The organism is Parazoarcus sp. PS-13 R2A (genome assembly GCF_057621855.1).
The window spans coordinates 117,102-139,540 of record NZ_JBYEXN010000013.1 but is presented as its reverse complement, the minus strand read 5'-3'; the positions used below and the strand labels follow the sequence as shown (position 1 = coordinate 139,540).

The 22,439-nt window shown below is 61.2% G+C and carries 20 protein-coding genes and 2 tRNA genes; 9 read left to right on the top strand and 13 right to left on the bottom strand.

Annotated elements, in window-relative coordinates; genetic code table 11:
• The 3 genes from AC22G6_RS13680 to AC22G6_RS13670 all read right to left on the bottom strand — a co-directional run.
• Window positions 1–2,314: P-loop ATPase, Sll1717 family (locus AC22G6_RS13680; protein ID WP_487367221.1), on the bottom strand; the 2,314-nt coding region annotated here is incomplete at its 3' end.
• A gap of 213 nt (window positions 2,315–2,527) precedes the next feature.
• The gene (locus AC22G6_RS13675; protein ID WP_487367220.1) at window positions 2,528–4,216 is read right to left on the bottom strand and encodes a DUF6538 domain-containing protein; all 1,689 of its coding nucleotides are present in this window, start codon (window positions 4,214–4,216) and stop codon (window positions 2,528–2,530) included.
• Between the two features lie 106 nt (window positions 4,217–4,322).
• Window positions 4,323–4,413: transfer RNA gene (locus AC22G6_RS13670), tRNA-Ser, on the bottom strand.
• Window positions 4,414–4,637: 224 nt separating this feature from the next.
• Here AC22G6_RS13670 and AC22G6_RS13665 point away from each other — a divergent pair.
• On the top strand, window positions 4,638–5,891 hold the full coding sequence (locus tag AC22G6_RS13665) for an HD-GYP domain-containing protein (protein ID WP_487367219.1): 1,254 nt from the start codon (window positions 4,638–4,640) through the stop codon (window positions 5,889–5,891).
• A gap of 7 nt (window positions 5,892–5,898) precedes the next feature.
• Here AC22G6_RS13665 and AC22G6_RS13660 read toward each other — a convergent pair whose 3' ends face one another.
• The 4 genes from AC22G6_RS13660 to AC22G6_RS13645 all read right to left on the bottom strand — a co-directional run bounded on the left by AC22G6_RS13660 (window position 5,899) and on the right by AC22G6_RS13645 (window position 9,950).
• Window positions 5,899–6,264, bottom strand: a complete 366-nt coding sequence (locus AC22G6_RS13660; RefSeq protein ID WP_487367218.1) for an Hpt domain-containing protein — start codon at window positions 6,262–6,264, stop codon at window positions 5,899–5,901.
• A gap of 15 nt (window positions 6,265–6,279) precedes the next feature.
• A complete protein-coding gene (locus AC22G6_RS13655; RefSeq protein ID WP_487367217.1) occupies window positions 6,280–6,663 on the bottom strand; it encodes a response regulator in 384 nt (127 codons plus the stop codon).
• A complete protein-coding gene (locus AC22G6_RS13650) occupies window positions 6,660–9,218 on the bottom strand; it encodes a sensor histidine kinase (protein WP_487367216.1) in 2,559 nt (852 codons plus the stop codon). Before AC22G6_RS13650 ends, AC22G6_RS13655 begins: the two co-directional genes overlap by 4 nt.
• Before the next feature lie 84 nt (window positions 9,219–9,302).
• On the bottom strand, window positions 9,303–9,950 hold the full coding sequence (locus tag AC22G6_RS13645) for a response regulator (RefSeq protein WP_487367215.1): 648 nt from the start codon (window positions 9,948–9,950) through the stop codon (window positions 9,303–9,305).
• A 205-nt stretch (window positions 9,951–10,155) separates the two neighbouring features.
• Between AC22G6_RS13645 and AC22G6_RS13640 the strand changes: the two genes are divergently transcribed.
• The gene (locus AC22G6_RS13640) at window positions 10,156–10,527 is read left to right on the top strand and encodes an Hpt domain-containing protein (protein WP_487367214.1); all 372 of its coding nucleotides are present in this window, start codon (window positions 10,156–10,158) and stop codon (window positions 10,525–10,527) included.
• A 21-nt stretch (window positions 10,528–10,548) separates the two neighbouring features.
• Here AC22G6_RS13640 and AC22G6_RS13635 read toward each other — a convergent pair whose 3' ends face one another.
• Window positions 10,549–12,618, bottom strand: a complete 2,070-nt coding sequence (locus AC22G6_RS13635) for a two-component system response regulator (protein ID WP_487367213.1) — start codon at window positions 12,616–12,618, stop codon at window positions 10,549–10,551.
• Between the two features lie 271 nt (window positions 12,619–12,889).
• Here AC22G6_RS13635 and AC22G6_RS13630 point away from each other — a divergent pair, with 271 nt between their 5' ends.
• Window positions 12,890–13,276: a DUF2237 family protein gene (locus AC22G6_RS13630; RefSeq protein ID WP_487367212.1), complete on the top strand. Its 387-nt coding sequence runs from the start codon at window positions 12,890–12,892 to the stop codon at window positions 13,274–13,276.
• Between the two features lies 1 nt (window position 13,277).
• Here AC22G6_RS13630 and AC22G6_RS13625 read toward each other — a convergent pair whose 3' ends face one another.
• Window positions 13,278–13,931, bottom strand: coding sequence for a DsbA family oxidoreductase (locus tag AC22G6_RS13625; protein ID WP_487367226.1), 654 nt, complete (start codon window positions 13,929–13,931; stop codon window positions 13,278–13,280).
• Window positions 13,932–14,109: 178 nt separating this feature from the next.
• Here AC22G6_RS13625 and pyrG point away from each other — a divergent pair, with 178 nt between their 5' ends.
• The 4 genes from pyrG to ftsB all read left to right on the top strand — a co-directional run bounded on the left by pyrG (window position 14,110) and on the right by ftsB (window position 18,420).
• The gene (gene pyrG / locus AC22G6_RS13620; RefSeq protein WP_487367211.1) at window positions 14,110–15,747 is read left to right on the top strand and encodes a CTP synthase; all 1,638 of its coding nucleotides are present in this window, start codon (window positions 14,110–14,112) and stop codon (window positions 15,745–15,747) included.
• A gap of 11 nt (window positions 15,748–15,758) precedes the next feature.
• Window positions 15,759–16,598: a 3-deoxy-8-phosphooctulonate synthase gene (gene kdsA / locus AC22G6_RS13615; RefSeq protein ID WP_108973967.1), complete on the top strand. Its 840-nt coding sequence runs from the start codon at window positions 15,759–15,761 to the stop codon at window positions 16,596–16,598.
• A 131-nt stretch (window positions 16,599–16,729) separates the two neighbouring features.
• Window positions 16,730–18,013, top strand: a complete 1,284-nt coding sequence (gene eno / locus AC22G6_RS13610; protein ID WP_108947730.1) for a phosphopyruvate hydratase — start codon at window positions 16,730–16,732, stop codon at window positions 18,011–18,013.
• Between the two features lie 107 nt (window positions 18,014–18,120).
• Window positions 18,121–18,420 (top strand): cell division protein FtsB, encoded by a 300-nt coding sequence (ftsB, locus tag AC22G6_RS13605; protein WP_108951120.1) that lies wholly within the window; start codon window positions 18,121–18,123, stop codon window positions 18,418–18,420.
• Window positions 18,421–18,442: 22 nt separating this feature from the next.
• Here the strand turns inward: ftsB and AC22G6_RS13600 are convergent, their stop codons facing one another.
• The 3 genes from AC22G6_RS13600 to AC22G6_RS13590 all read right to left on the bottom strand — a co-directional run bounded on the left by AC22G6_RS13600 (window position 18,443) and on the right by AC22G6_RS13590 (window position 20,337).
• A complete protein-coding gene (locus AC22G6_RS13600) occupies window positions 18,443–18,874 on the bottom strand; it encodes a CBS domain-containing protein (protein WP_487367210.1) in 432 nt (143 codons plus the stop codon).
• Between the two features lie 94 nt (window positions 18,875–18,968).
• Window positions 18,969–19,586 (bottom strand): C40 family peptidase, encoded by a 618-nt coding sequence (locus tag AC22G6_RS13595; protein ID WP_487367209.1) that lies wholly within the window; start codon window positions 19,584–19,586, stop codon window positions 18,969–18,971.
• A 55-nt stretch (window positions 19,587–19,641) separates the two neighbouring features.
• Window positions 19,642–20,337 (bottom strand): SIMPL domain-containing protein, encoded by a 696-nt coding sequence (locus tag AC22G6_RS13590; RefSeq protein ID WP_487367208.1) that lies wholly within the window; start codon window positions 20,335–20,337, stop codon window positions 19,642–19,644.
• A 169-nt stretch (window positions 20,338–20,506) separates the two neighbouring features.
• Here AC22G6_RS13590 and AC22G6_RS13585 point away from each other — a divergent pair, with 169 nt between their 5' ends.
• Window positions 20,507–21,442, top strand: coding sequence for a DMT family transporter (locus tag AC22G6_RS13585; protein ID WP_108947734.1), 936 nt, complete (start codon window positions 20,507–20,509; stop codon window positions 21,440–21,442).
• On the opposite strand, the gene AC22G6_RS13580 is transcribed toward AC22G6_RS13585, so the two are convergent.
• Window positions 21,397–21,936, bottom strand: a complete 540-nt coding sequence (locus AC22G6_RS13580) for a gamma carbonic anhydrase family protein (protein ID WP_108947735.1) — start codon at window positions 21,934–21,936, stop codon at window positions 21,397–21,399. The genes AC22G6_RS13585 and AC22G6_RS13580 overlap by 46 nt on opposite strands.
• Before the next feature lie 313 nt (window positions 21,937–22,249).
• On the opposite strand from AC22G6_RS13580, the gene AC22G6_RS13575 reads away from it, so the two are divergent.
• Window positions 22,250–22,326 (top strand) — tRNA-Arg (locus AC22G6_RS13575).
• Window positions 22,327–22,439: the final 113 nt, after the last annotated feature.

The following is a 22,439-nucleotide window of genomic DNA, read 5'->3' as shown; positions in this document are numbered from 1 at the left end:
CGGGGTTCATTACGTACACTTCACCATTGCATACTCTAGACGCCCGGACCTGAAGAATTTTCAAATCGTAGTTCACATTATAGATATAGTGCACATGCTCCTCTCCATTGCGTACGCCGAGTATGCCATAGTAAAGTAAAAAATCGATTACCCTTTCAGTCTCCGAATCTTCAATTCCAGTCTCCTGAATAAGGGTTTTCAATGCATCTAGAGACATTGTCGGTGGTGCATCAATGAACTGGTAAAGAAGGTCTCTTGCGGCCGGAAAGACGTCTGTCAGTTCATGGTCAAGTTCCACAAGAAGGTCTTGAGAGTACGCCCGGACCCCTTTCTCGAGATCTGATTCCTCAATTTTTGAATGCGCTAGGTTGACGGCGAACCCCTTCGCGTGTGCAAGAATCTTGATAACGTTTCGAGGTCTCATTAATGATCGGTCAATGATGTATGACGATGTCTCTTCGCCTTTGTAATGTGAGACGCAGAGTTTTGGCCATATCTGCTCAAAGGCGAGATCTCTCGATTCGTCATGTGATGACGCGATTAGTCGCAGGCGTAATAGTTCCCTCAGCAGGTCAGAATCCGTCCAGTCAAGTGTTACTCGCATCTCCTTGCCGTAATCTGCGCTCTGACGCATAAGATGTTCGTAAACGTCGTTGCGAATAAAAACGACGCAATGTACAGTGTTGCCCGCCTTACGCATGTCTCGCTCGACTTTTCGACCCGCGTCAATAAGGCATCGCAAAACCATAGCGTCGACCACATCGACTCCTTGCGTGCTCCAGCCCTTATCGAGATTGTCAAAAAGAACCCAGGCGCCCTGTTTTCGTTCAAGGTACTCGTTTAATTGCGATCGCAGCTTCCTGACATCATGCGAATAGATTAGCTGCGTAACTTCGTCCGTCGAGAGCTTGGTGCCATCCGCGTTTCCATATCGCTGACCGTAGTCCTGAGCTATTTTTTGGGATAGAGCTAACAATCTTTCAGAAAAGTCACCCTCGACTGAATACCCTTCTGTTTTATAGGTACGTTCAAGTTCAATATACAGGTCCCGAATCTCGTGATTAAATTTGTAGGCGCGTTGATCCTTCTCTAGTAATTTATAGGTAATTTCGAGAAGGATTAGATATTCCCAAAATGCGGTGACTAAATGATGATTGGCTCCTTGAGTAAGGTGAGCGAGTATGTCCTCCTTGAGCTTGAGAAGTTGATATCCTTCCGGCTTCAGGTCTACAACAATGTTTCGCTTGTCGGATCTGATCTTATCCCTCACTTGGATGAAGAGGGCGGTCTTTCCTGCTCCCTTTCTTCCGACAACAAGGTTGACCTCTCCGCGTAACGCTTTTCGGAACTGGTCCGTCGCCAAGAAATACCCGGCAAGCGTTGTCATCTCGTTCTCTGCAGTCGGATCACCAATTTGAAGCGACTGAAGCTGCGACAATTTCTCTAGCGGAATTGGATCTCCTTGCTGAAGATACTCCGTAATTTCAAGGGAGAAGTCGGAGATGTGCTGGACAATATCCTCGTGGCGGGAATAAGGTTTGACCGCGTCGCGGACGTCAAGTGGAATGCGTGCGCTGCTGTGAGCGAGTATTAGGGTAGGCTTGCCCATTCCGTGCGCCAGACCCGCGACAAAAAGGCTCCTTATGTCGTGTACCATATTGGCCTCGGAGTCGCCATCCAGAAGCGACAGCAGAACGCCGGCTGACCTACCGACTTGCCTAATTGCGTCTGATGCCGAGAGCCGAGAGTCTTCGGACGGATTGAAGCTCCGATACTTGTACCTCGCCTTCTTCAGGCGAGAAGTCATTAGTGTTGCAATCCCCCCCTTATTCGGAGGCTCGACTACGTATACTGGCGCGAGGCGGTCTATCGAATGCGCAAGCGGGAGCGGGGTCGGATCGACGTAGGCGGTTAGAGAATTGGCTAGCTCTTCGTCATCGGCGTAACTATCGTACCCGAGCGTATCGAAGATTCCCGCCTCACGGGCTATCCTTTCGTCTCCGTTGGTGCCAGCGTGCCGCAACAGAAAGCAACGCCGTGATCTTCCGATTGCGAAGCCGATCTCGTACACCACATTGGGGTTGAGGTAGGTGATATCTGCGACGATGTACGTCGATCCATCGATCCCTTCGAGGATCGGCGAGATTAGGGAATTCCCGGCGATATCGTTGAAGATCCAAGGCGCATACTGAATGCGCTTACCCACTTTTCGGTTTGCCTTTGACACTCCTATTTCGATGATCCTGGCTAATTGCGCATCGCGGGAGGAATACGCGACAAAAGCCTGCGAAGTTGCTTCGTGTGAGGAGTTCATCTGCACTCGATAGACTTTACGATCTCGTTTGTCATGATACGCCACTTTGTTATGGGTCAATCCGGTCGAGGGCGGTCAGATCGTACCCGTGAGGACGCGCAGATGTTCCTACTCAGTGTCTGAAACGTTGCTGAAGGGCCGCTTTGGGCGAGCAGTTGCCCTTTGCTCACGACCTGTCCGTAAGCAGCTGTTCCGCACGTCAGCGGCACTGCGTTACTTGCCCTTGCGCCTCGAGGTCACCCGTACCGCCCCGTAACCTGCCGGCCGAGGGATCACAAACGGAATCTCGATCTTCTTGACCTGCGCGGCTTTGGTTTCAATCGAGAACCCCACTCCATACTGGTCACCCACACTGCCTTCATCCTTTCCATCACGGTCGTCAGCGTGGCCGGTCAGTGTGTGATGAACGTCCCTCGGGATCAGGGCGTTTCGGCACATGTCCTTGAAGGTGTGGCGGAAGGAGTGGAAGACTACGGACGTGGGCAGCTTCAGGTTTTCACGCAGGAAGCGGTTGAACCACTTACCTAGGAGCTCGCTACTTGCCATCGCACTGGATGCAGTCTTGAGGTGCGGCCACAAGGTGTGGTGACCGGCCTTGCGTACGGCGTCCACGTAGTCGAGGAAACCAAGCCGGATGAGTTCGGGGTGCAAGGGAACGTCGCGCACGCTGTTCTGGGTCTTGCCCCGGGTGATGGAAATGTACGGCACGGGGTCACGATGGACGTTTTCCACGGTCAGGCTGCCGATTTCGTCCAGGCGTGCGCCCGTGAGCCAGCCGAGTAGTGGAATCCAGACCCGGGCGTGGTATCCGCCGCCCCCGATGGGTTTGAGGACCGAGAACACGCCTTCGCTATCCGAGAAGATCCGCTTGAGCTCCGGCTCTGTGAACGGCATGCGTTTGTTAGGCTGGGCCAGCCCTTCCTTGGCAGCGAAGCGGCTGTAGTCGTAGCCGGCGAAGGGGTTCTTCTCCAGCAGTTCGTCTTTTACTGCGACGGAGAACAAGGCGCCGACGAGCGTGCCTTTCTTTTCCAGCGTCTTGGCGCTGTTGCCACGCTTTTCACGTTCGTGGCGAAGCCATTCAGTGACTTGCCCGCGTGTAAGGTCCGCCGGCGTGGCAGCGGGCAGGCAGGCCCGCAGGGCTACAACAAAGGCCTCGACGTCCCGGACGGTCCGGGCCGGGCGGCTGCGATCGTTCTTCCAGTGGTCGAGCAGGGCATCCCAGGTGATGCCCGTCGTGGCCGTCGAGGGCTTTTCCCATGCCGCAGGCAGCGGGGTGGCGGCTTCGATCCTGGGTTCGACAAGACGGCCTGACTGGCGCAGTTCGAGGATGTCATAGCCTTCCTGCAGCGCCGGCAGGACGTCAAGCGTCAGCTGCCGCTCTTCCTCTGGCGCCACTGCCAGTTCGTAGCCGCGACCAGCAAGCAAGCCTCGGACAGCGGGGATGAAGGGCTCAGCGTCGCCGCGCGCGAGGGCGCGTGCGATTCGAGCTTTGAAGTCGGCGATGTTCTGCTGCAGGGTGTCGAAATCTTCGTCATCCACACCCTGGCGCCGCCACTGCAGGTCTGCATCCAGGCTGGCCAGCCAGAGCGCCTTGATGCCGGCAACCAGCTCAGGTGTGACCTTGGTGATGGGCTTGTAACGCGCATCGATGGGTTGGTTCAGGAAACTGTCGATGCTGTCCGGTCCAGCCTGTGCAACGCCGAGATGTTCTCTGGCTTCGGCGAACTGCCGGTCGACCTGCAGTGCAAGGAGTCGTGCTTCGCTGACCGCAGTTCGATAGTCGCGACCGAGGGACTTCTTGATCTCTCGCTTGCCGATGATTTGACGCAGGGATTCGGGAACAACGACGCGGAACTGAAAACCGTGGGGGGTACGGTAGGTTCCTTGGGGGAGTGCAGGCATTTCGGGCTCCGAAGCCCGCCTGATCCGTCGTTTTGTACTAGTGTTTTGTACCACTTTTCACCCTGAAACCCTTACTGCTTATGGAAATCAGGATGTTATAGCATTCTGGCGGAGAGGGCGGGATTCGAACCCGCGTTGGGATATTATCCCAAACACGCTTTCCAGGCGTGCGACTTAAACCACTCATCCACCTCTCCGTGGAAGCCGCGCATTCTAGCGGGTTCGGTTGCTCAGGGGAAGGGTTCCCGGGATCTTTTTCTGTAGTGGGCATTCGGGGCGCAGCGCGCCCGTTCATCCTCTTTGTTGAGAATGAGAACTGCACTCAGAGAAATGGCGGCTAGAATGCAGGGTAACTCAATCCCCATTTCTCGGTATTTTGCTCTGCTTTGCCCGGGCATGCCTGTAAAACAAGGTCTTCGTGATGATTAAGCTGAATCTCCACGATACGATTCTGGCCCTGACAAACTCACTCGATTACGTGGGTGTAGACGCGATGCAGCACGGCAAACGTGTTGGTCATATGGCTTCTCTCGTCGCTCACACGCTGGGGTGGTCGGAGGCGCGCTGCAGGCACATGTTGCATGCGGGCATGCTTCACGACTACGGCGTGTCCCATGTCAGGGAAGATCGCCATCTCAATGATTCGCTGGAGTGGGATGGTGCCGAGGCGCATTGCGTGCGGGGTGCGGCTTACCTTGAGGCATGTCCGGCGCTGTCCGGATTTCGCGACATCGTTCGGTACCACCACCGCAATTGGAGCGAACTGGCGGAGGTGTCGGGGCTCGCGCCCGACACGGCGCTTGAGGCCAACCTGATCTGTCTGGTTGATCGCGCCGATGTGCTGCTTACGCCTTATCTGAGTGGCGGCCACCTGCACAACAATATCGTGTGGGAGAGCCACCAGATCGTGGAGCGTCTCAGACCGCTGTCGGGGCATCAGTTTGCGCCTGTGCTGGTGGAGGCGTTTGCACGCACGGCGGCGTCCGAGGCGTTCTGGTTGTCGATGGAGCCCGGTTATCTGGACGAAGAACTGTCGTCGCGGTGCAAACAGGCATCGCCGGTACTGGTTGCGGTGCAGGATCTGCGTGAGCTGGCGGGGCTGATGGCGCGGGTGATCGACGCCAAGAGCCATTACACCGACGATCATTCGCGCCGGGTTGCCGCAATCAGCCGCCACCTTGCCGCGGCGATGGGGCGTCGCGGTGATGATCTCGTGATGATCGAGATTGCCGGACTGCTGCACGATGTCGGAAAACTCCGCGTGCCAGAGGACATCATCGCGAAGCCCGGTGCGCTGACCCGTGAGGAGCATGCGTGCATCACTCGTCACAGCTACGATACCTACCGCATCCTGCTGCAGCTCTTTCCGCAGACGCCTATTCCGAGGTGGGCCGGTGCTCACCACGAAAATCTGCTTGGAGAGGGCTATCCGTTCAGGCGTGATGCGAGCCAGATTGAACTCGAGTCCAGAATTCTCTCGGTCGCCGACATCTTTCAGGCCTTGCTGCAGGATCGGCCGTACCGTCCGCGACTTACGCTGGACGAGGTGATTCTGTGCATGACCTCGATGGTGGTCGAGGGGCGGCTGGACGGCGAGGTGCTGTCGGTGCTGATCCGCGAGCGGGAGGCGTGCCTGAGGCTGGCCTCGTCAGAGTTTCCGCTGCCTTCGTCCTGATCCGGGGCTAGTGCTTGCTCGCTTGCAGGTAGAGGTTCGCTTCGTTTGCGACGGCGACGAGTTCGTCGTGCAGGTCGTTGGGCAGGCTGGGGGGCACCGTTGCGGCCTGCTTGCAGGTGAGTTCGAGCGCGCTGGCAAGTTGCGCGCCCGTGTCTGCGTGAAGCTGCGCCAGGGTGCCGCGAAGTGAGTGTGCGATGCGCTGCAGACGAAGCGTGTCGGCCGGATCTGCCGCCGAGCGCAGTTCCTTGGCAACGTCGTTCTGCCACGAGATGAAGTAGGTCAGGACGTTTTGCACCACTTCCGGGCTGTCCATCAAGTCCTCGAGCATGGCCTTGGGGCTGAAGTGTTTGAACTTGCTGGAACGATGGGGCATGGTGGGTTCGCTCGCTCAGGATCGAAGTGCGCGCGGGGTGTCGGCGCTGCCGACCGCCTGCGCCATCGTGGTGAGGTTGACGGGTTTGATCAGGATGTCATCGAAGCCCGCATTCAGAAAACGGTCGCGTTCGTGCGGCATGGCATGCGCGGTGTAGGCGACGATATGCAGATCCGACCAGTCGGGATTGCCACGGATGCGCTCGCAGGCGCTGAGGCCGCTGATGCCAGGCATGGAAATGTCGAGCAGCATGGTGACCGGACGAACCGTGGTGAGGCGTGCCAGCATCGGCTCGGCGCCGTCGAATTCCTCGGTCGACCACCCAAGGCGCTTGAGTAGCGCGCTCGCCAGTTTCCTGTTGATGGAGTTGTCGTCGACGATGAAGGCGAGGGCGCTCATGCTGTTTCCTGGTCAGTGTTCAGGCTTGCGCGCGTTGGAATGGTTATCCGGAAGCACGATCCTACGCCTTCTTCCGAGTTTGCCTCAATACGTCCGCCCATCAGCCTGACCACATTCTTCGCCAGCGACAGCCCCAGGCCGGTTCCCGACTGGGTGCGGGTGAGGAAGTTTTCGGTGCGGTGGAAGGGTTCGAAGATGTGTTCAAGTTCGGCGGGCGCAATGCCGACGCCGCTGTCGCGGACGCTGAGAGTGACCCAGTCCGGCGTGGTTTCGAGGTTGAGCCATACATCGCCCGATGGCGTGAACTTGATCGCGTTCGACAGCAGGTTGTTCAGCACCTGGCGCAGTCGCAGCGGGTCGGCCTCGATCGGACACTGTGGCGGCAGCTCGGCATGCAGGCTTATCCCTTTGCCCGCTGCACTCATCGCATGCAGCGAGATCACGCTGCGCACGAGTTCGCAGAGGTCGATGGGTTCGGGGCGCATCTCAAGGCGCCCGGCCTCGATTGTCGCCAGATCGAGCAGGTCATTAAGGCGCTCGAGCAGCTGATGGCCGCTGTCGCGGATGATCTCGGCGTGGCTGCGCTGCTCTTCGTCCCGCAGTTCGACACTCAGAAGATCCGCAAATCCGATGATGCCGTTGAGGGGCGTGCGCAGCTCGTGCGACATGCCGGCAATGAATTCGGATTTCATCCGGCTGGCCTGTTCGGCGGTCTTGCGGGCTTCGTCGAGACGGGTAAATGAGGCCTGAACGGCATCGGCCATCTGGTTGAACGACTGTGCAAGCTGGGCCATCTCGTCGTGCCCCCGAACGTCCAGTCGATGTGCAAGGTCTCCCTCGCGAAAGCGCCGGATACCGGCCACCACGCGGGTGATGCGGCTCGACAGCAGGTTGGCCATCCAGATTGCGATCAGCACGACCGCCACGATCATCAAGGCGGTCGACAGCGACAGGCCAGTCGCCGTGCGCTGCAGACTGGACCGGATCTCGCTCACCAGGCTGTCGCGCTGCAGCGCCATGAGCGTGTCGGATTCGGCGGTCATCGCACCGATACGTTCGGCGGATGCGGTGGCGGCGCGGTGGAAGTCCTCGACATTGGCGCCGATGGTGATGAACCCGAAGCCGCGCGGCGAGTTGCCGAAACGCCCCGTGTAATAGGGGATGGCGGCTGCGGTCGTGAGCTTCTGCAAGCCGCTGAAAACGATGACGAAAGAGCCCGATCCGCCGTGCGCAGTGAGATCGTTCCAGCCCGAACACTGTGGCGAGAAGTTGAGGTAGCGGCAGTCCAGCGCAACAAGGCCGGAGGCCGTGGATTCTGGGTGGGGTTCGCGGCTGATGCGCTGGTCGCGGAAGGGGGGAATGTCGGCTGCGAATGCTTCCCATGGCAGACCGCTCTGTTTCCACTGCGCGTAGAGCTCGGTGTCGAGCCATGGCGCCGGCCGCTCGCCGGTCAGTGCGTCGTGGCCGGCGATGAAGTAGTCACGTGGGTGTGAAATGCTGCGGCCCAGGTGGTCCCACATGAAGGCGTAGTTTCCCGATGCCGGATCGGCAATCGTCGATCTGCGCTCGGGGGTAGGGCGCAGCGAATCGGTGAACGCCATCAGATGGGCATGGTCGAGGGCGAGGGTGACATAGCCGATGATCTGTCCGTTCCGTTCCACTGGCGTCGCCCACCGGATCAGGCCGCGAAATCGTTTGCCGACCGGGTTCTCGAGGCCGGCATAGCCGGAGTGCTCCGGTGCGAATGCCTGCCCTTTCCGAGCAGCCACTTCAGGCGTGTAGGGGCCGATCCAGTCTGTTCGGACCTGCTCGCCGACAACGTCCGAGACATGGATCTCGCCAGGCTTCAGTGCCTGCAGGTCGCGCCAGTACGTTTCGGCATGGAGGAAGGTGTGCTCGCGCTTGCTGACATCGCGCAGTTCGGTCGTGAGCAGGTCGGTCGCCGTGTCTGCGACGGCCTTCAGTTGCTCCTTGCCGTCGAGTCCGATGAAAGTGATCTCCAGGAATAGCGGACGTGTGCGCATGCGCCCGGTGACCTCGGGTTCGCGATAGTGGAAATTCGTGGCGTTATCGGGGAGCGGCGCACCGACTTGCGTGGGCGCGCGCGTGATCTGTTCGCTTGGCTCCCATGCGCGTCCGTCTGCCGTTGGCCGGTAAGGGCCATGCCCCTCAAACTCGCGCACATGGTTCGTGATGAAGCGGCGGTAGACGTCGGGCTGTGTCGGCAGGCTGGCTGCGCGCAGGACATCCTTGTCGCGATCGTAGAGGAAGCGGGCGACAAAGCGCGCGGTATTGGTTGTGAGCGTCTCGATTGCTTCGCGGGAGCGATCGTCCAGCGCCGCGATTGCATCGTCGATTGCGGTTCGGGCCATGCGCTGCTGGGTGTCGCGCATGGCGTCTGCCATGCTCTGTGCGCCGTCAGTGACCGACTGGCCGAGGTTGCGTGCGGCGGTCCAGGCGAACCACGCAAGCAGCAGCAGTGGGATGACCTTGATTGCGATGAAGATGCCGATCAGCTTGGCTCTGAGGCTGAAGCGCGCGAGCCACTCAGTCATGCGCAAACCCCGTGTCTGGGAAGCCGTGGGCCACTGGCCAGAACGCGCGTGCGGGTGCCAAACGTGAAGTCCCGGCCGCCGGGGTCAGGCTGGCGGCGGGCTGGTTACAGTCCGAAGGTTGCGCTGCCGGCGAATGCGTGCGATCTGTGCCTGAATGTAGCCGTGCAGCTCGCGGAAGGGAACCGGCTTTCCGTAAACGGTGACGTCGTCAGGCAGTCCACCCTCGGCGGCGATCTCCTCGGGTGACAGCACCGAGACGACCACAATGGGCAGATCCTGGGTCGCAGGATTGTCGCGCAGGCGACGAATCATCTGGAACCCGTCAAGGCCGCTCATCCTCAGGTCGGCAATCAGCAGGTCCGGCATGCTGCGCCCGACTTCCAGCAGTGCGTCGAGGCCGTTGCCGAACATCTGGATTTCGAGTGGCAGTCCCCACTTTGCCATCGTTTCGCGGTAGACGGTCTGCAGCAGCAGGTCGTCTTCGAGCACCATGATGCTCAGCTTGTCGCCGTGCGGGCGGGCAACCGGCGCGGCCGCTGCAGGCTGGGGGGTTACGTTCGAAAGCAGGGCATCAACCGAATCCTGCCTGATGCGGCGGTGACCCCCGGCCGTCTTCCAGGCGACCAGTTTGCCGTGCTCGACCATCTGTTGCACAGCACCCAGCGACAGGCCGAGTTGCCGCGCAGCTTGGGCCGTGCTGATGAACTCTGAAGGGTTGTCGGCTGAAGCCATAGTCGTTAATTGCCAATAACTGGAGTCAACGTCAAAAATAGCAGTTATTTGTGGCTGGCGCCAAGATAATATGACATTGTGCGTGAGTTTTTCGGCGTGGCCGAGGCTGCATCCCGTGCTAGCGTTAGCCTGCAAGTGATTGCCGCGATTCTGTTTTTTTCGCTTGTTCGCGGGGAGGCTTCTCACGGAAGCCATTGGAGACGGAATGGACGAGAACGCGCGTTTCGAGCCGATACTGGACCAGCCTGCTCTCGATGAGCTTCATCAGTTGCTGGGTGCAGATCTTTGCGACATTGCCGTACAGTTGACCGCACAGTTGCCCACCCAGTTTGACGATGTATGTGCCGCGTCGGCGGCAGGCGATTTTGTTGCGCTGAGAAGTGCGGCGCACAGCATCAAGGGCAGTGTGGGCAACATGGGGGGCGTGGCCCTTTCAAGGGCTGCCGCAGCGCTGGAGAAGGCTGCGATGCAGCACGACGCCCCACTTGTCGCACTGCTGATGGAGCAGATCCGGAGGCTGGTGCCGGAAACGCTGACTGCATTCGAGACCTTCATCCGCGAGCGTTGCGAGGGCTGACTGCGCCCGCCTGCCGGCCGCTCAGGCCGGGCGCTGGAAAGTGCGCACGAGGTCTTCAAAGTCGGCCGGGTTCATCGGCTTTCCGATCAGGTAGCCCTGAATCTCGCTGACGCCGAGCGCTTCGATGAAGTCGCACTGGCGCAGGGTCTCGATGCCCTCGGCAATGGTGGACAGCCCGAGCGTCTGCGCGATGGCGGTGATGGCGCGCACGATGGCGCGGTCGGCCCGGGCATCGGTGATCTGGGAGACGAAGGTGCGGTCGATCTTGATGATGTCGAGCGGAAAGCGGAGCAGATACTCGAGCGAGGAGTAGCCGATGCCGAAATCGTCGATGGCAATCCTGAATCCGGTTTCACGCAGCCGACGCAACAGGTCGATCGAGTGCTCTGGGTCCTGCATCGCCAGGCTTTCGGTGATTTCGAGTTCGATGAGTTTGGGGCTGGCGCCCGCATGCTCGCAGGCACCGGTGATGACGTCGAACAGCGCCGGATCGAGAAACTGACGCGCCGACAGGTTGATGCCGACTCGAATCCCAAGCCCGGCCTCGTCCCACTGCTGCGCCTGGCGACAGCCTTCCTTGAGCACCCACTGACCCACGGCTGAAATCAGGCCGATCTCCTCGAGCACCGGAATGAATTCCACCGGCGACATCAGACCGCGCTCGGGGTGTTGCCAGCGCAGCAGTGCCTCTGCGCCCACGATCTTTCCGACGCGCAGATCCATCTGCGGCTGATAGACGAGATGAAACTCATCCTTTTCGAGCGCACGGCGCAGTGCGCGTTCGATATCAAGTGCGGCAAGTGCGCTGTGCGAAGCCTGCTGGCTGGTCATCTCGACGGTTTTGCCCTGATGACGGGCCGCGCGCTGGGCCTCCTGTGCGAGGTTGATCAGCTGTTCGACATCGTGGCCGTGCACCGGGTAGAGGGCGATGCCGGCGGTCAGTGACAGAAAGGCCTCCTGCCCATCCACATGCATCGGATACTCAAGCGTTTCGAGGATCTGCTCAAGCCGGTGGCGCACCTCGTCTTCGCTTGCGCCCCGCAGCAGCACCGCGAACTCGTCGCCCCCGACGCGCGCCACTTCGCCACCCAGAAGCTCTACCTTCTTCAGGCGCTGCGCGACCTGAACCAGCAGCCGGTTGCCCGCTGCCTCGCCGAGCGCATCGTTGTGGCGGTGGAAGCGCGCGAGATCGATCCACGACACCAGCAGCACGCCGTCGTGGCTGCCCCGGACTTCTTCGAGCTCGGCCTCGAGCTTGTGGCCGAACAGGCGCCGGTTCCCGAGTCCGGTGAGGTCGTCGTGCATCGCCAGATAGTCCACCAGGGCTTCGGCGCGGCGACTGTCGGTAATGTTCTGGAATGCGCCAAACAGGCGGTTCGAGTCACTGCCCTCGACACCGCGCTCGCCGATCAGGCGAATGATGCGTTCTGCCTTGTCGGCCTGCAGGCGGAACTCGATGTCGAGGCGGCCTTCGCCGCGGCGGACGGCATCGAAGGCATTGCGGCAGCGTTCGCGGTCTTCGGGGACGATGCTCCGGATCAGCGCATCAATGCTTTCGGGCGCGCATTCCTTGGTGCCGAGCAGCTCGGGCGCACGTTCGGACCACGCGAGCTCATCGTCGCGGGGATCCCATTCCCAGAAGCCCAGGCCGGCAATCCGGGTGGCCGAGGACTGACGCAGGCGGTTCTGTCTGACCTCGCGAGCCAGTCGGCCGCCCCGCAGCGCATAGCGCAGGCGCTGGGTCAGCAGGGGCCAGCTGATGGGCTTGATGATGAAGTCTGTGGCACCGGCGTTGAACGCGGTGTCGATGGCGTCGATATCTTCTGCTGCGGTAAGGATGATGACCGGCGTGCCCTCGTCACCGTCGAGTTCGCGAATGCGACGACAGGCTTCGTGCCCGTCCATGACCGGCATCATGACGTCGAGCAGCACCAGTGCCGGCCGGCACTCGGCGAATGCAGCAACGCCCGCTGCGCCGTCTGCGGCCTCGACGATCTCGTATCCTTGCTTGCTCAGCACGCTGTGCAGCAGGCTGCGGGTTACCGGGTCGTCATCGACGACCAGTAATCTTGTTGTAGTCGGTTCGTTCATGCAGCGCCTCCGGGCGGACCTGCAACCCCGGACGTCGGACGAAAAACGGGTGGCAGGCCACGCGCCATTCTTGCGCAAATGCCGTTTGTCGATGTGAAGTGATTTCACTTCGACGTGCATTTTGTCCCGATGGCAACTTATTGACATCGTGCGGGCCGACACATTCGGGGTGATTTGACTCAGTTTGCCTGTCTGGTACAAATCGGCCTTGCCCGCGGGGCCGGTTTGTTGGAAATTAGGGGTTCACGCAATCTGTGCAGGACGCCCGATCATGTCTTCTTCACGCAACGTCCTTGGTGGCCCGCTGCTGGCCTGCAGTTACTCGCCGCTGACGGGCTTTTATCGCACGGGCTGCTGCGAAACCGGGCCCGACGACAGTGGCCTGCATCTCGTATGCACCCGTGTCACCGCTGACTTTCTCGCTTTTTCCACGGCTGCCGGCAACGACTTGTCGACGCCACGGCCCGAGTACCGCTTCGCCGGCCTGAAGCCGGGCGATCGCTGGTGTCTTTGTGCTCTGCGCTGGCTTGAGGCACTGGATGCGGGGGCAGCACCGCCCGTGGTGCTTGAGGCGACCAACGAGGCGGTGCTGGAACTGGTCGACCTCGATACGCTCAAGGCGCATGCCTATGGAGCGCGTACCGGGTCGGGAGGGTGAGTCAGCCCAGTGCCTGAAGGATAGCCGCGCCGATTGCCGTCGACGACTGTGCGCCCGACAGCGCGAGTTTGCGGTCGATGATGAAGAAGGGAACCCCGCTGATGCCCTGTTTCTGCACCTGTTCGGCCATGCGCCGCACGGAGGTCAGGTTTTCGCCCGACTCGAGATAGGCGAGCGTTCTCTCGCGGTTCTCGCCGCAGGCGGAAGCGATGTCCGCCAGCACTTCGGCGTCACCTATGTTTTTTCCCAGATTGAAGTGCGCCTCGAACACGCCGTCGGTCACCGCACGGATACGTTCCTGGCGGGCGCCGCGGGCCTGCAGTCCGTAGGTCAGGCGGTGGGCAAGCATGGTGTTCGGGCGGATCGCGATATGGTCGAAGTCGAAGTGAACGCCATCAGGCGCGCCGGCTTCGGCAACACGTGCGTGCAGGGCATCGACTTCGGCAGCGCTGCCGAACTTGGCTTCGAGGAAGGCGCGGTATGGCTCGCCGGAGGGGGGCGTGTTGGGGTTGAGGAAGTAGGGGAGCCAGTTGATACGGAAATCAAGGGTCTGGTGCTCGGAGCGCAGGCTTTCGATGGCCTTGTAGAGGCGCACCTTGCCGATATAGCACCAGGGGCAGACGAAATCGGAAACGAGGTCGATGTTTAGCAGCATTTTCAAGGCCCGTGCGGGCTCAAGGTGGATCAGACTCAACACGCTAGCACACGTCTGACGCACTGCGGTGGCGGTTTCGGCGGTGCGCTGACACGGCGCAACGTTTTTTCACAGTGCCGGGTGCTGACTCGGGGGAGGGTGATCGGTTATCATCGCGCTTTCCCGCAGCACAGTTCCCATGACTAAATACGTCTTCGTTACAGGCGGTGTCGTGTCCTCCTTGGGCAAAGGCATCGCAGCGGCTTCACTTGGTGCCATCCTCGAGTCCCGCGGCATCAAGGTTACCCACCTCAAGCTCGACCCCTACATCAACGTCGATCCGGGCACGATGAGCCCGTTCCAGCACGGTGAAGTCTTCGTGACCGAAGACGGTGCGGAGACCGACCTCGATCTCGGCCACTATGAGCGCTTTACGAGCGCCAAGATGGGGCGTCGCAACAACTTCACCACCGGGCAGATCTACGAGTCCGTGATCAAGAAGGAGCGTCGCGGCGAGTATCTGGGCAAGACGGTCCAGGTCATCCCGCACATCACCGACGAGATCAAGACCTATCTCAAGCGTGGCGCCGAAGGCGCAGACGTGGCGATCGTCGAAGTGGGCGGCACCGTGGGTGACATCGAGTCGCTGCCCTTCCTCGAGAGCATCCGCCAGATGGGCATCGAAGAAGGGCGCAATGCGGCCTGCTTCATCCATCTCACGCTGCTGCCCTACATCCCGACGGCGGGCGAGCTCAAGACCAAGCCGACCCAGCACTCGGTCAAGGAACTGCGCGAGATCGGCATCCAGCCCGACATCCTGCTGTGCCGTGCCGACCGTCCGGTGCCGGCCGACGAGCGCCGCAAGATCGCGCTGTTTTGCAACGTGATGCCGGAAGCCGTCATCGAGTGTCTCGACGCCGATTCGATCTACAAGATTCCGGGCATGCTGCACGAGCAGATGCTCGACGAGATCGTCTGCCACAAGCTCGGCATCCTGGCCCGTGCGGCCGATCTGCGCGTGTGGAGCAACCTCATCCGTGCGCTCGAGAATCCGAAGCAGAGCGTCGACGTGGCCTTCGTGGGCAAGTACGTCGATCTCACCGAGTCGTACAAGTCGCTGATCGAGGCGCTGAACCACGCCGGCATGCACACCGAGTCCAAGGTGAACATCCACTACCTCGACTCCGAGGATATCGAACGCGACGGTTGCGCTGCGCTCGAGAAGATGGACGCCATCCTGGTGCCCGGCGGCTTCGGCAAGCGCGGTACCGAGGGCAAGATTGCAGCCATTCGCTATGCGCGTGAGAACAAGGTGCCGTATCTGGGCATCTGTCTCGGCATGCAGCTGGCCGTGGTCGAATTCGCGCGTGACGTGGCCGGCATGGAAGGCGCACACTCGACCGAGTTCGAGCGCGATACCGCGTTCCCGGTGATCGGCCTGATTACCGAATGGAAGGATCGCACCGGCAAGCTCGAAAAGCGCAGTGCGGATTCCGACCTTGGCGGAACGATGCGCCTCGGCGGGCAGGTCTGCCAGCTCGGCGACGGTACCCTGGCACGCCAGATCTATGGCGCTGGCGAGATCATGGAGCGCCATCGTCACCGTTACGAGGTCAACAACACGCTGCTCGCCGGTCTCGAAGAGAAGGGCCTGATCGTCTCCGGTCGTGCGCCGGTCACCGATCTGTGCGAGATGGTCGAGCTGCCGGCGGATGTGCACCCGTGGTTCGTGGGCTGTCAGTTCCACCCCGAGTTTACCTCCAACCCGCGCAAGGGACACCCGCTGTTTACCGCCTACGTCAAGGCGGCGATCGAGCGCAAGCGTTCCAAGAACTGAAGGAGTACGGCATGCAGCTTTGCGGATTTGACGTCGGTATCGACAAGCCTTTCTTCCTGATCGCCGGGCCGTGCGTGATCGAATCGCGCGACATGGCGTTCGAGACCGCCGGGGCGCTGAAGGAGATCTGCGCCGAACTCGGCATCCCCTTCATCTACAAGTCTTCCTACGACAAGGCCAACCGCAGCTCGGGCACGTCTTATCGTGGCATGGGCATGGACAAGGGGCTGGAGATCCTGGCCGACGTCAAGAAGCAGCTCGGCGTGCCGGTGCTCACCGATGTGCATGCAATCGAAGAGGTCGCCGCCGTGGCGGCCGCTGTCGATGTGCTGCAGACGCCCGCCTTCCTGTGCCGCCAGACCGACTTCATCCACGCCGTGGCTGCCTCGGGCAAGCCGGTCAATATCAAGAAGGGGCAGTTTCTGGCCCCCGGCGACATGAAGAACGTCGTCGACAAGGCCCGTGAGGCCAACGGCGGCGCAGACACCATCATGGTGTGCGAGCGCGGTGTGTCCTTCGGCTACAACAACCTCGTCTCCGACATGCGTTCGCTGGCGATCATGCGCGAAACCGGCTGCCCGGTCGTCTTCGATGCCACCCACTCGGTGCAGTTGCCGGGCGGGCAGGGCTCGGTGTCGGGTGGCCAGCGCGAGTTCGTGCCGGTGCTGGCGCGGGCGGCGGTTGCCGTTGGCGTGGCCGGCCTGTTCATGGAAAGCCACCCCGATCCGGCAAAGGCATTGTCCGACGGCCCCAACGCCTGGCCGCTGCCCAAGATGAAGGCACTGCTGGCCACGCTGAAGCAGATTGATGCGCTGGTCAAGGCCGGCCCCTTGCTCGAACAGACGCTCTGATGCGTGCGTTGCAGGCACAATGGTGCACTGCCGCAGTCGACATGACTCGTGGATACAGTGTCTAATTCGCGCCGCATGTGTCTGGTCGGGATACGACAGATTCAAAATCCGTAACTGAAACAGGAACGAAAATGAGTGCAATCGTTGATGTGATCGCCCGCGAAATTCTGGATTCCCGTGGCAATCCCACCGTCGAAGCCGACGTGCTGCTCGAATCCGGCGTCATGGGCCGGGCTGCAGTGCCGTCCGGCGCGTCGACCGGCTCGCGTGAAGCCATCGAACTGCGTGACGGTGACGCTGCGCGCTACCTCGGCAAGGGCGTGCTGCGCGCGGTCGAGAACGTCAATACCGAGATCGCTGAAGCCATCATCGGCCTCGACGCTGAAGAGCAGGCCTTCATCGATCGCACCCTGATCGAACTCGACGGCACCGAGAACAAGGGCCGCCTGGGCGCCAACGCCATGCTGGCGGTGTCGATGGCGGTGGCCAAGGCAGCTGCTGAAGAAGCCGGCTTGCCGCTGTACCGTTATTTCGGCGGTGCAAGCCCGATGGTGATGCCGGTGCCGATGATGAACGTCATCAACGGTGGCGAGCACGCCAACAACAGCCTGGACATCCAGGAATGCATGATCATGCCGGTGAGCATGACCAGCTTCCGCGAAGCCCTGCGCTGTGGCGCAGAGATCTTCCATCACCTGAAGAAGATCACCGACAAGAAGGGCTATCCCACGACCGTGGGTGACGAGGGTGGCTTTGCGCCCAACGTGTCCGGTACCGAAGAAGCGCTCAACCTGATCCAGGAAGCCATCATCGCCGCCGGCTACGAGCCGGGTCGTGACGTGCTGCTGGCACTCGACTGCGCTGCCTCCGAGTTCTACAAGGATGGCAAGTACGAGCTCAAGGGCGAAGGCCTGTCGCTGACCGCCGAAGGCTTCACCGACTACCTGGCAACCCTGTGCGACAAGTTCCCGATCGTGTCGATCGAGGACGCGATGGCCGAGGGCGACTGGGCCGGCTGGAAGCACCTGACCGAGCGTCTGGGCAAGAAGGTCCAGCTCGTGGGTGACGACCTGTTCGTGACCAACACCCGCATTCTTGCCGAAGGTATTGAGCAGGGCGTGGCCAACTCGATCCTGATCAAGATCAACCAGATCGGTACGCTGACCGAAACCTTTGCTGCCGTCGAAATGGCAAAGCTGGCGGGTTACACCGCAGTGATCTCGCACCGTTCGGGTGAAACCGACGACTCCACCATCGCCGACATCGCCGTCGGCCTGCGTGCGATGCAGATCAAGACCGGCTCGCTGTCGCGTTCGGACCGCATCTCCAAGTACAACCAGCTGCTGCGCATCGAGGAAGATCTCGGTGATACCGCCAGCTACCCGGGCACGCGCGCGTTCTACAATCTGCGCTGATCCGGCTGACGCGGCTGCGGCCGCGTTGATCCAGAGGAAAGGCCGACGGATAATCCGCCGGCCTTTTGTCTATTCCATGAATGTTGTTCTTGGCGCCTGATGTCGACATGCGTTGGCCTGTAATGATTCTTGCCGTATTGGTCGTCGTGCTCCAGTACCCGCTCTGGCTGGGTAAGGGCGGGTGGCTGCGCGTATGGGACGTCGACCGGCAGCTGCAGGCGCAGCGCGACGAGAACTACCGCCTCGAGCAGCGCAATGCCAGCCTCGAGGAAGAGGTGCGCGACCTCAAGTCGGGCAACGATGCCATCGAAGAGCGCGCGCGCTACGAACTCGGCCTCACGCGCGAGGGCGAGATTTTCGTGCAGATCCCCCAGAAAGCGACGAACCGGCCGGAGCCGGTTCAGTAATCAGGCGTGGTGCTGCGGGGCGTTACAGCAGTTCGGTGATCGACGCCCGCTGCTCGAGTTCGTGCTCGAACGCAACCATTTCGGTGCCGAGTGCGTCGCGTGCCGACACCATGCCGATGGGGCGGTCGCCCTTTACCACCGGGACGTGCCGGAAGCCCCCTTCAAACATCAGATGCATGGCATGCCCAAGCGGTTGCTCGGCCTCGATGGTCTGCAGCGTGGTGGTCATCACATCACCCAGTATCGTGCGGGTCGGGTCCAGCCCTGCAGCAAGCACCCGGTTCAGCGCATCGCGTTCGGTAAAGAGGCCTGTCAGGCGCTCATCCTCCACGACCATGATGGCGCCAACCCGTGCCTGCGCCATCTTCTTGCTGGCTTCAAACACGGTCAGCGACCTGGCCGCGGTTACCACCGTCTGACCCTTGATTACGTCTCCCACCTTTCTCATCGGCATTCTGGTGTCTCCTCCGTTATGGTTTCTGCAGCTTATTCACCTTAGGTTTCAGTGCAGCGACATTCAAGAAAGACGGGAAACCCCCTGCTGCCGGTCAGCTGCTTTCGAGCAGACTGCGCGCGCCGTCGATGCGCGGGGCAAAGTAGCGGTTGTCGAGCCGCTCGACCCGCACCACGCCACGACTCGAGGGTGCGTGGACGAACTTGCCGTCGCCGATATAGATGCCCATGTGTGAGTGGCGCTTCTTCTGCGTATTGAAGAACACCAGATCGCCTGGCTGCAGTTCGGACGGGTCGATGGGCCGGGTCCGGTCCGCGATGCTTGCGGCGTTGTGGGGTAGTTTGCGCCCACTGATCTGTTCGACGATGTAGCTCACCATGCCGCTGCAATCGAGGCCAGCGTCGGGATTTCGACCGCCAAAGCGGTAGCCGGTGTCGAGCAGGCCGAGGGCATAGAGGACCAGCTCCTGAGTCTGTGCCGAGTTGTCGAGCGCGAAGTAATCGCGGTCGGGCGTTTGCGGTGCGGTCTGCGGCAGGGATGAGACCGGTGCGGAAGTCGGCGTGGTGCTGCAGCCGGCAAGCACCGACAGCGCAAGTGCCAGCGTGAACGAAAGCGTCCGCCCGACACTGGGTGGGGCGGACGTGCAGGCATCAAGCGCTAGCGGAGCGCCGCGTGCAGCGCTGATGTGAGCGGTATGGGGGCAGGTCGGCATGCGCTGAAAGATAGGCGATCAGCGCAGACGCGTCCACCCCTGCGGGGTTTTCAGTCTAGTCCAGCAGTTCGATACTGCCGCTGACCGTGACGGATACCTCGCTTTCACCGCCCTCGATCGGCGCCGGGGCGGCTTCGGCCATCATCGCAGCCCCGCGCATCTTGGCGAAAACAGGCGGACGATAGCCCGATTCAGACACGTTGAGACGATGAACCCGGTAACGCTTGCCCAGGGTGCTGGCGATCAGCGTGGCGCGCTGCTCAAAACTGCGCAGCGCATCGACGGTGGCCTCGTCTGCCGCTTTTCGCCGCGTTTCCGGCGCTGGCTGCAGCGTGATCTGCGAGACTGCGAGGTCGCGCTGCAGCGTGCCCACCAGTTCGGACAGGGCCGCACTGTTCCGGCTCTCGAGCCGGATCTCCGAACGCATGCGCCAGGCTTCGATCTTGCCGCCGCCCTTGGCGTACACAGGCCAGGTCGAGGTGCCTGCCGACTGGGTCTTGATGTCCGCGTAGCGGCGACTGGTCTCCAGCGCAGCAGCGATGCTGCGATTGACCTGGCGTGCGACGGCGGCTGCATCAGGGCCGGACTGCTCGGCATAGAGCTGGGCGATGCCGAGGTCGTTGGTGGCCGCCTGGCTGGCTTCGGCCGACAGTTCGACGGTACGCAGCGGCGGCGTGTCATCGCTGGCGGCGGTGGCGGATAGCGCTGTCACGGCGAGGAAGGCTGCAAGCAACGGGCGGGCTGTACGCATGAGGGCTCCATGTGAAGGGGAGGAGCGCAATGTATACCGCATCGTCGCCTCCGCGCGGGTATGCAGGTGTAAATGACAGCGGTAAATGCGTGTGGCTTCCTGCGCAGCCGTCTTGACCCGTGGCGGGGCGGTGGGCATGCTTGCGCGTCCTTGTACTGCACCCACCCCCATGAATCGCGATCGTCTCGTCGGTGTCCTGCTTGTCGCGCTGTCGGCTACCGCATTTGGCGCCATGGCGATCTTCGCCCGCTATGCCTACGCAGACGGTGCCGGGCCGGTCGCGGTGCTGTTTCTGCGCTTTCTGCTGGCCGGCACCGTCCTCGCTGTGAGCATGCTCATTACTCGCCGGCGCTGGCCACGGGGGCGCAATCTGCTCGTGCTCGGGGCGATGGGCGGGCTGTTCTATGTGGGGCAGTCGCTCAGCTTCTTTACCGCACTCAATCACGCCGCAGCCGGTCTCGTTGCGCTGCTGCTCTACCTGTATCCGTTTCTGGTTACGGTACTCGGGGCGCTTCTGCTGCGGCGGCGCCTGACCGTCGCACGCATGTGTGCGGTGCTGCTTGCACTGGTCGGGACCGCGTTGACGCTAGGCGGCCATTTGTCGGGCGAACCGCTTGGTATCGCGCTCGGCTTGCTGGCGGCGCTGATCTATTCCGTCTACTTCCTCGTCGGAAGTCTGGTGCTCGACCGCGAAGACCCGATCGCTTCCGCAACGGTCGTCATGCTTGCGGCCGCAATCGTTTTCGGGGGCATTGCCGTGGCGTTCCCGACGCCCTTTCCGGCGACGCTTTCAGGTTGGCTGGCGGTGGGTGCGATCGCGGTGGTGTCGACCGTCGTTGCAATGGTCAGCCTCTTTGCCGGCATCCGCCGCCTGGGCGCTGCGGACGCAGCGACCCTGTCCACCCTCGAACCGGTGGTTACCGTGCTGCTTGCAGCGGTGTTTCTGGCGGAGCCGCTGCAAGCCAATCAGCTGCTTGGCGGCGCCGTCATTCTTTCAGCGGTGATCTGGCTGACGCGCGCCGAAGCATCTCCTGCAGCGGACGCGACGGCGCAAGCGCCTCAACCAGCGGCAGAGGGCTCTACCGGGCGCAGCTCGGCCTTGTAGAGCTGCGCGTTTTCGACATAGTGGCGTGCATTCGCGCGCAGCCCGGCGATATCGGCGTCACTCAGCTCGCGGATGACGCGGCCGGGCGAACCCACGACCAGTGAGCGGTCCGGAATCACCTTGCCTTCCGGAATCAGCGCGTTGGCGCCAATGATGCAGTCCTTGCCGACGACTGCGTTGTTCAGCACCACCGCGTTGATGCCGATCAGGCTGCCGTCGCCAATGTTGCAACCATGCAGCATCACCATGTGTCCGACGGTGACGTTGGCGCCAATCGTCAGCGGCACGCCGTCATCGTTGTGAAGCACGGAGCCGTCCTGAATATTGGTGTTGTCGCCGATCACGATCGGATCGTTGTCACCGCGGATGACCACGTTGTACCAGATGTTCACATTCTGCCCGGTCTCTACCGAACCGATTACCGTGGCGTTGTGTGCGATCCAGGTGCCTTCACCCAGGCGGGGCGTGCGATCGCCCAAGGCGTAAATGCTCATTCAGATTCTCGCTATCCTGTTGCTGCGGCGGGCCGCTTAGGGGGCGTTGATCATAGCAACTGGAGGGGAGGCTGTGGGTATCTCAAGCAGGTGAATGCCGTGCCGCAATGGGCCATGAAAATAAGTTCGTTCGGGTGCTTGCGCTCCAGTATCAGTAGATGCATAATTCGCGCCCTGCGTTGGACGGACAGCACGAAAGTCTTCCAGTGAAAACGGAAGTTTTCAAAAAAACGCAAAAGAAGTTGACAAACGTTAGAAATGCTCTAAAATGTCGCTTCTCTGCTGCAAGGCAGTGAGTAAAAAGCAGTACGAAGCGCCCGTAGCTCATCTGGATAGAGTACTTGGCTACGAACCAAGGGGTAGGAGGTTCGAATCCTTCCGGGCGCGCCAAATATTCAAGCAGAAAGCCAATCCTCCGGGGTTGGCTTTTTGCTTTTGTGCGTTTGAGTCAGCGTGTTGCGTGCGCGCAGATTTTCCGATGCCTGGCGTATTGATCCGTCTGT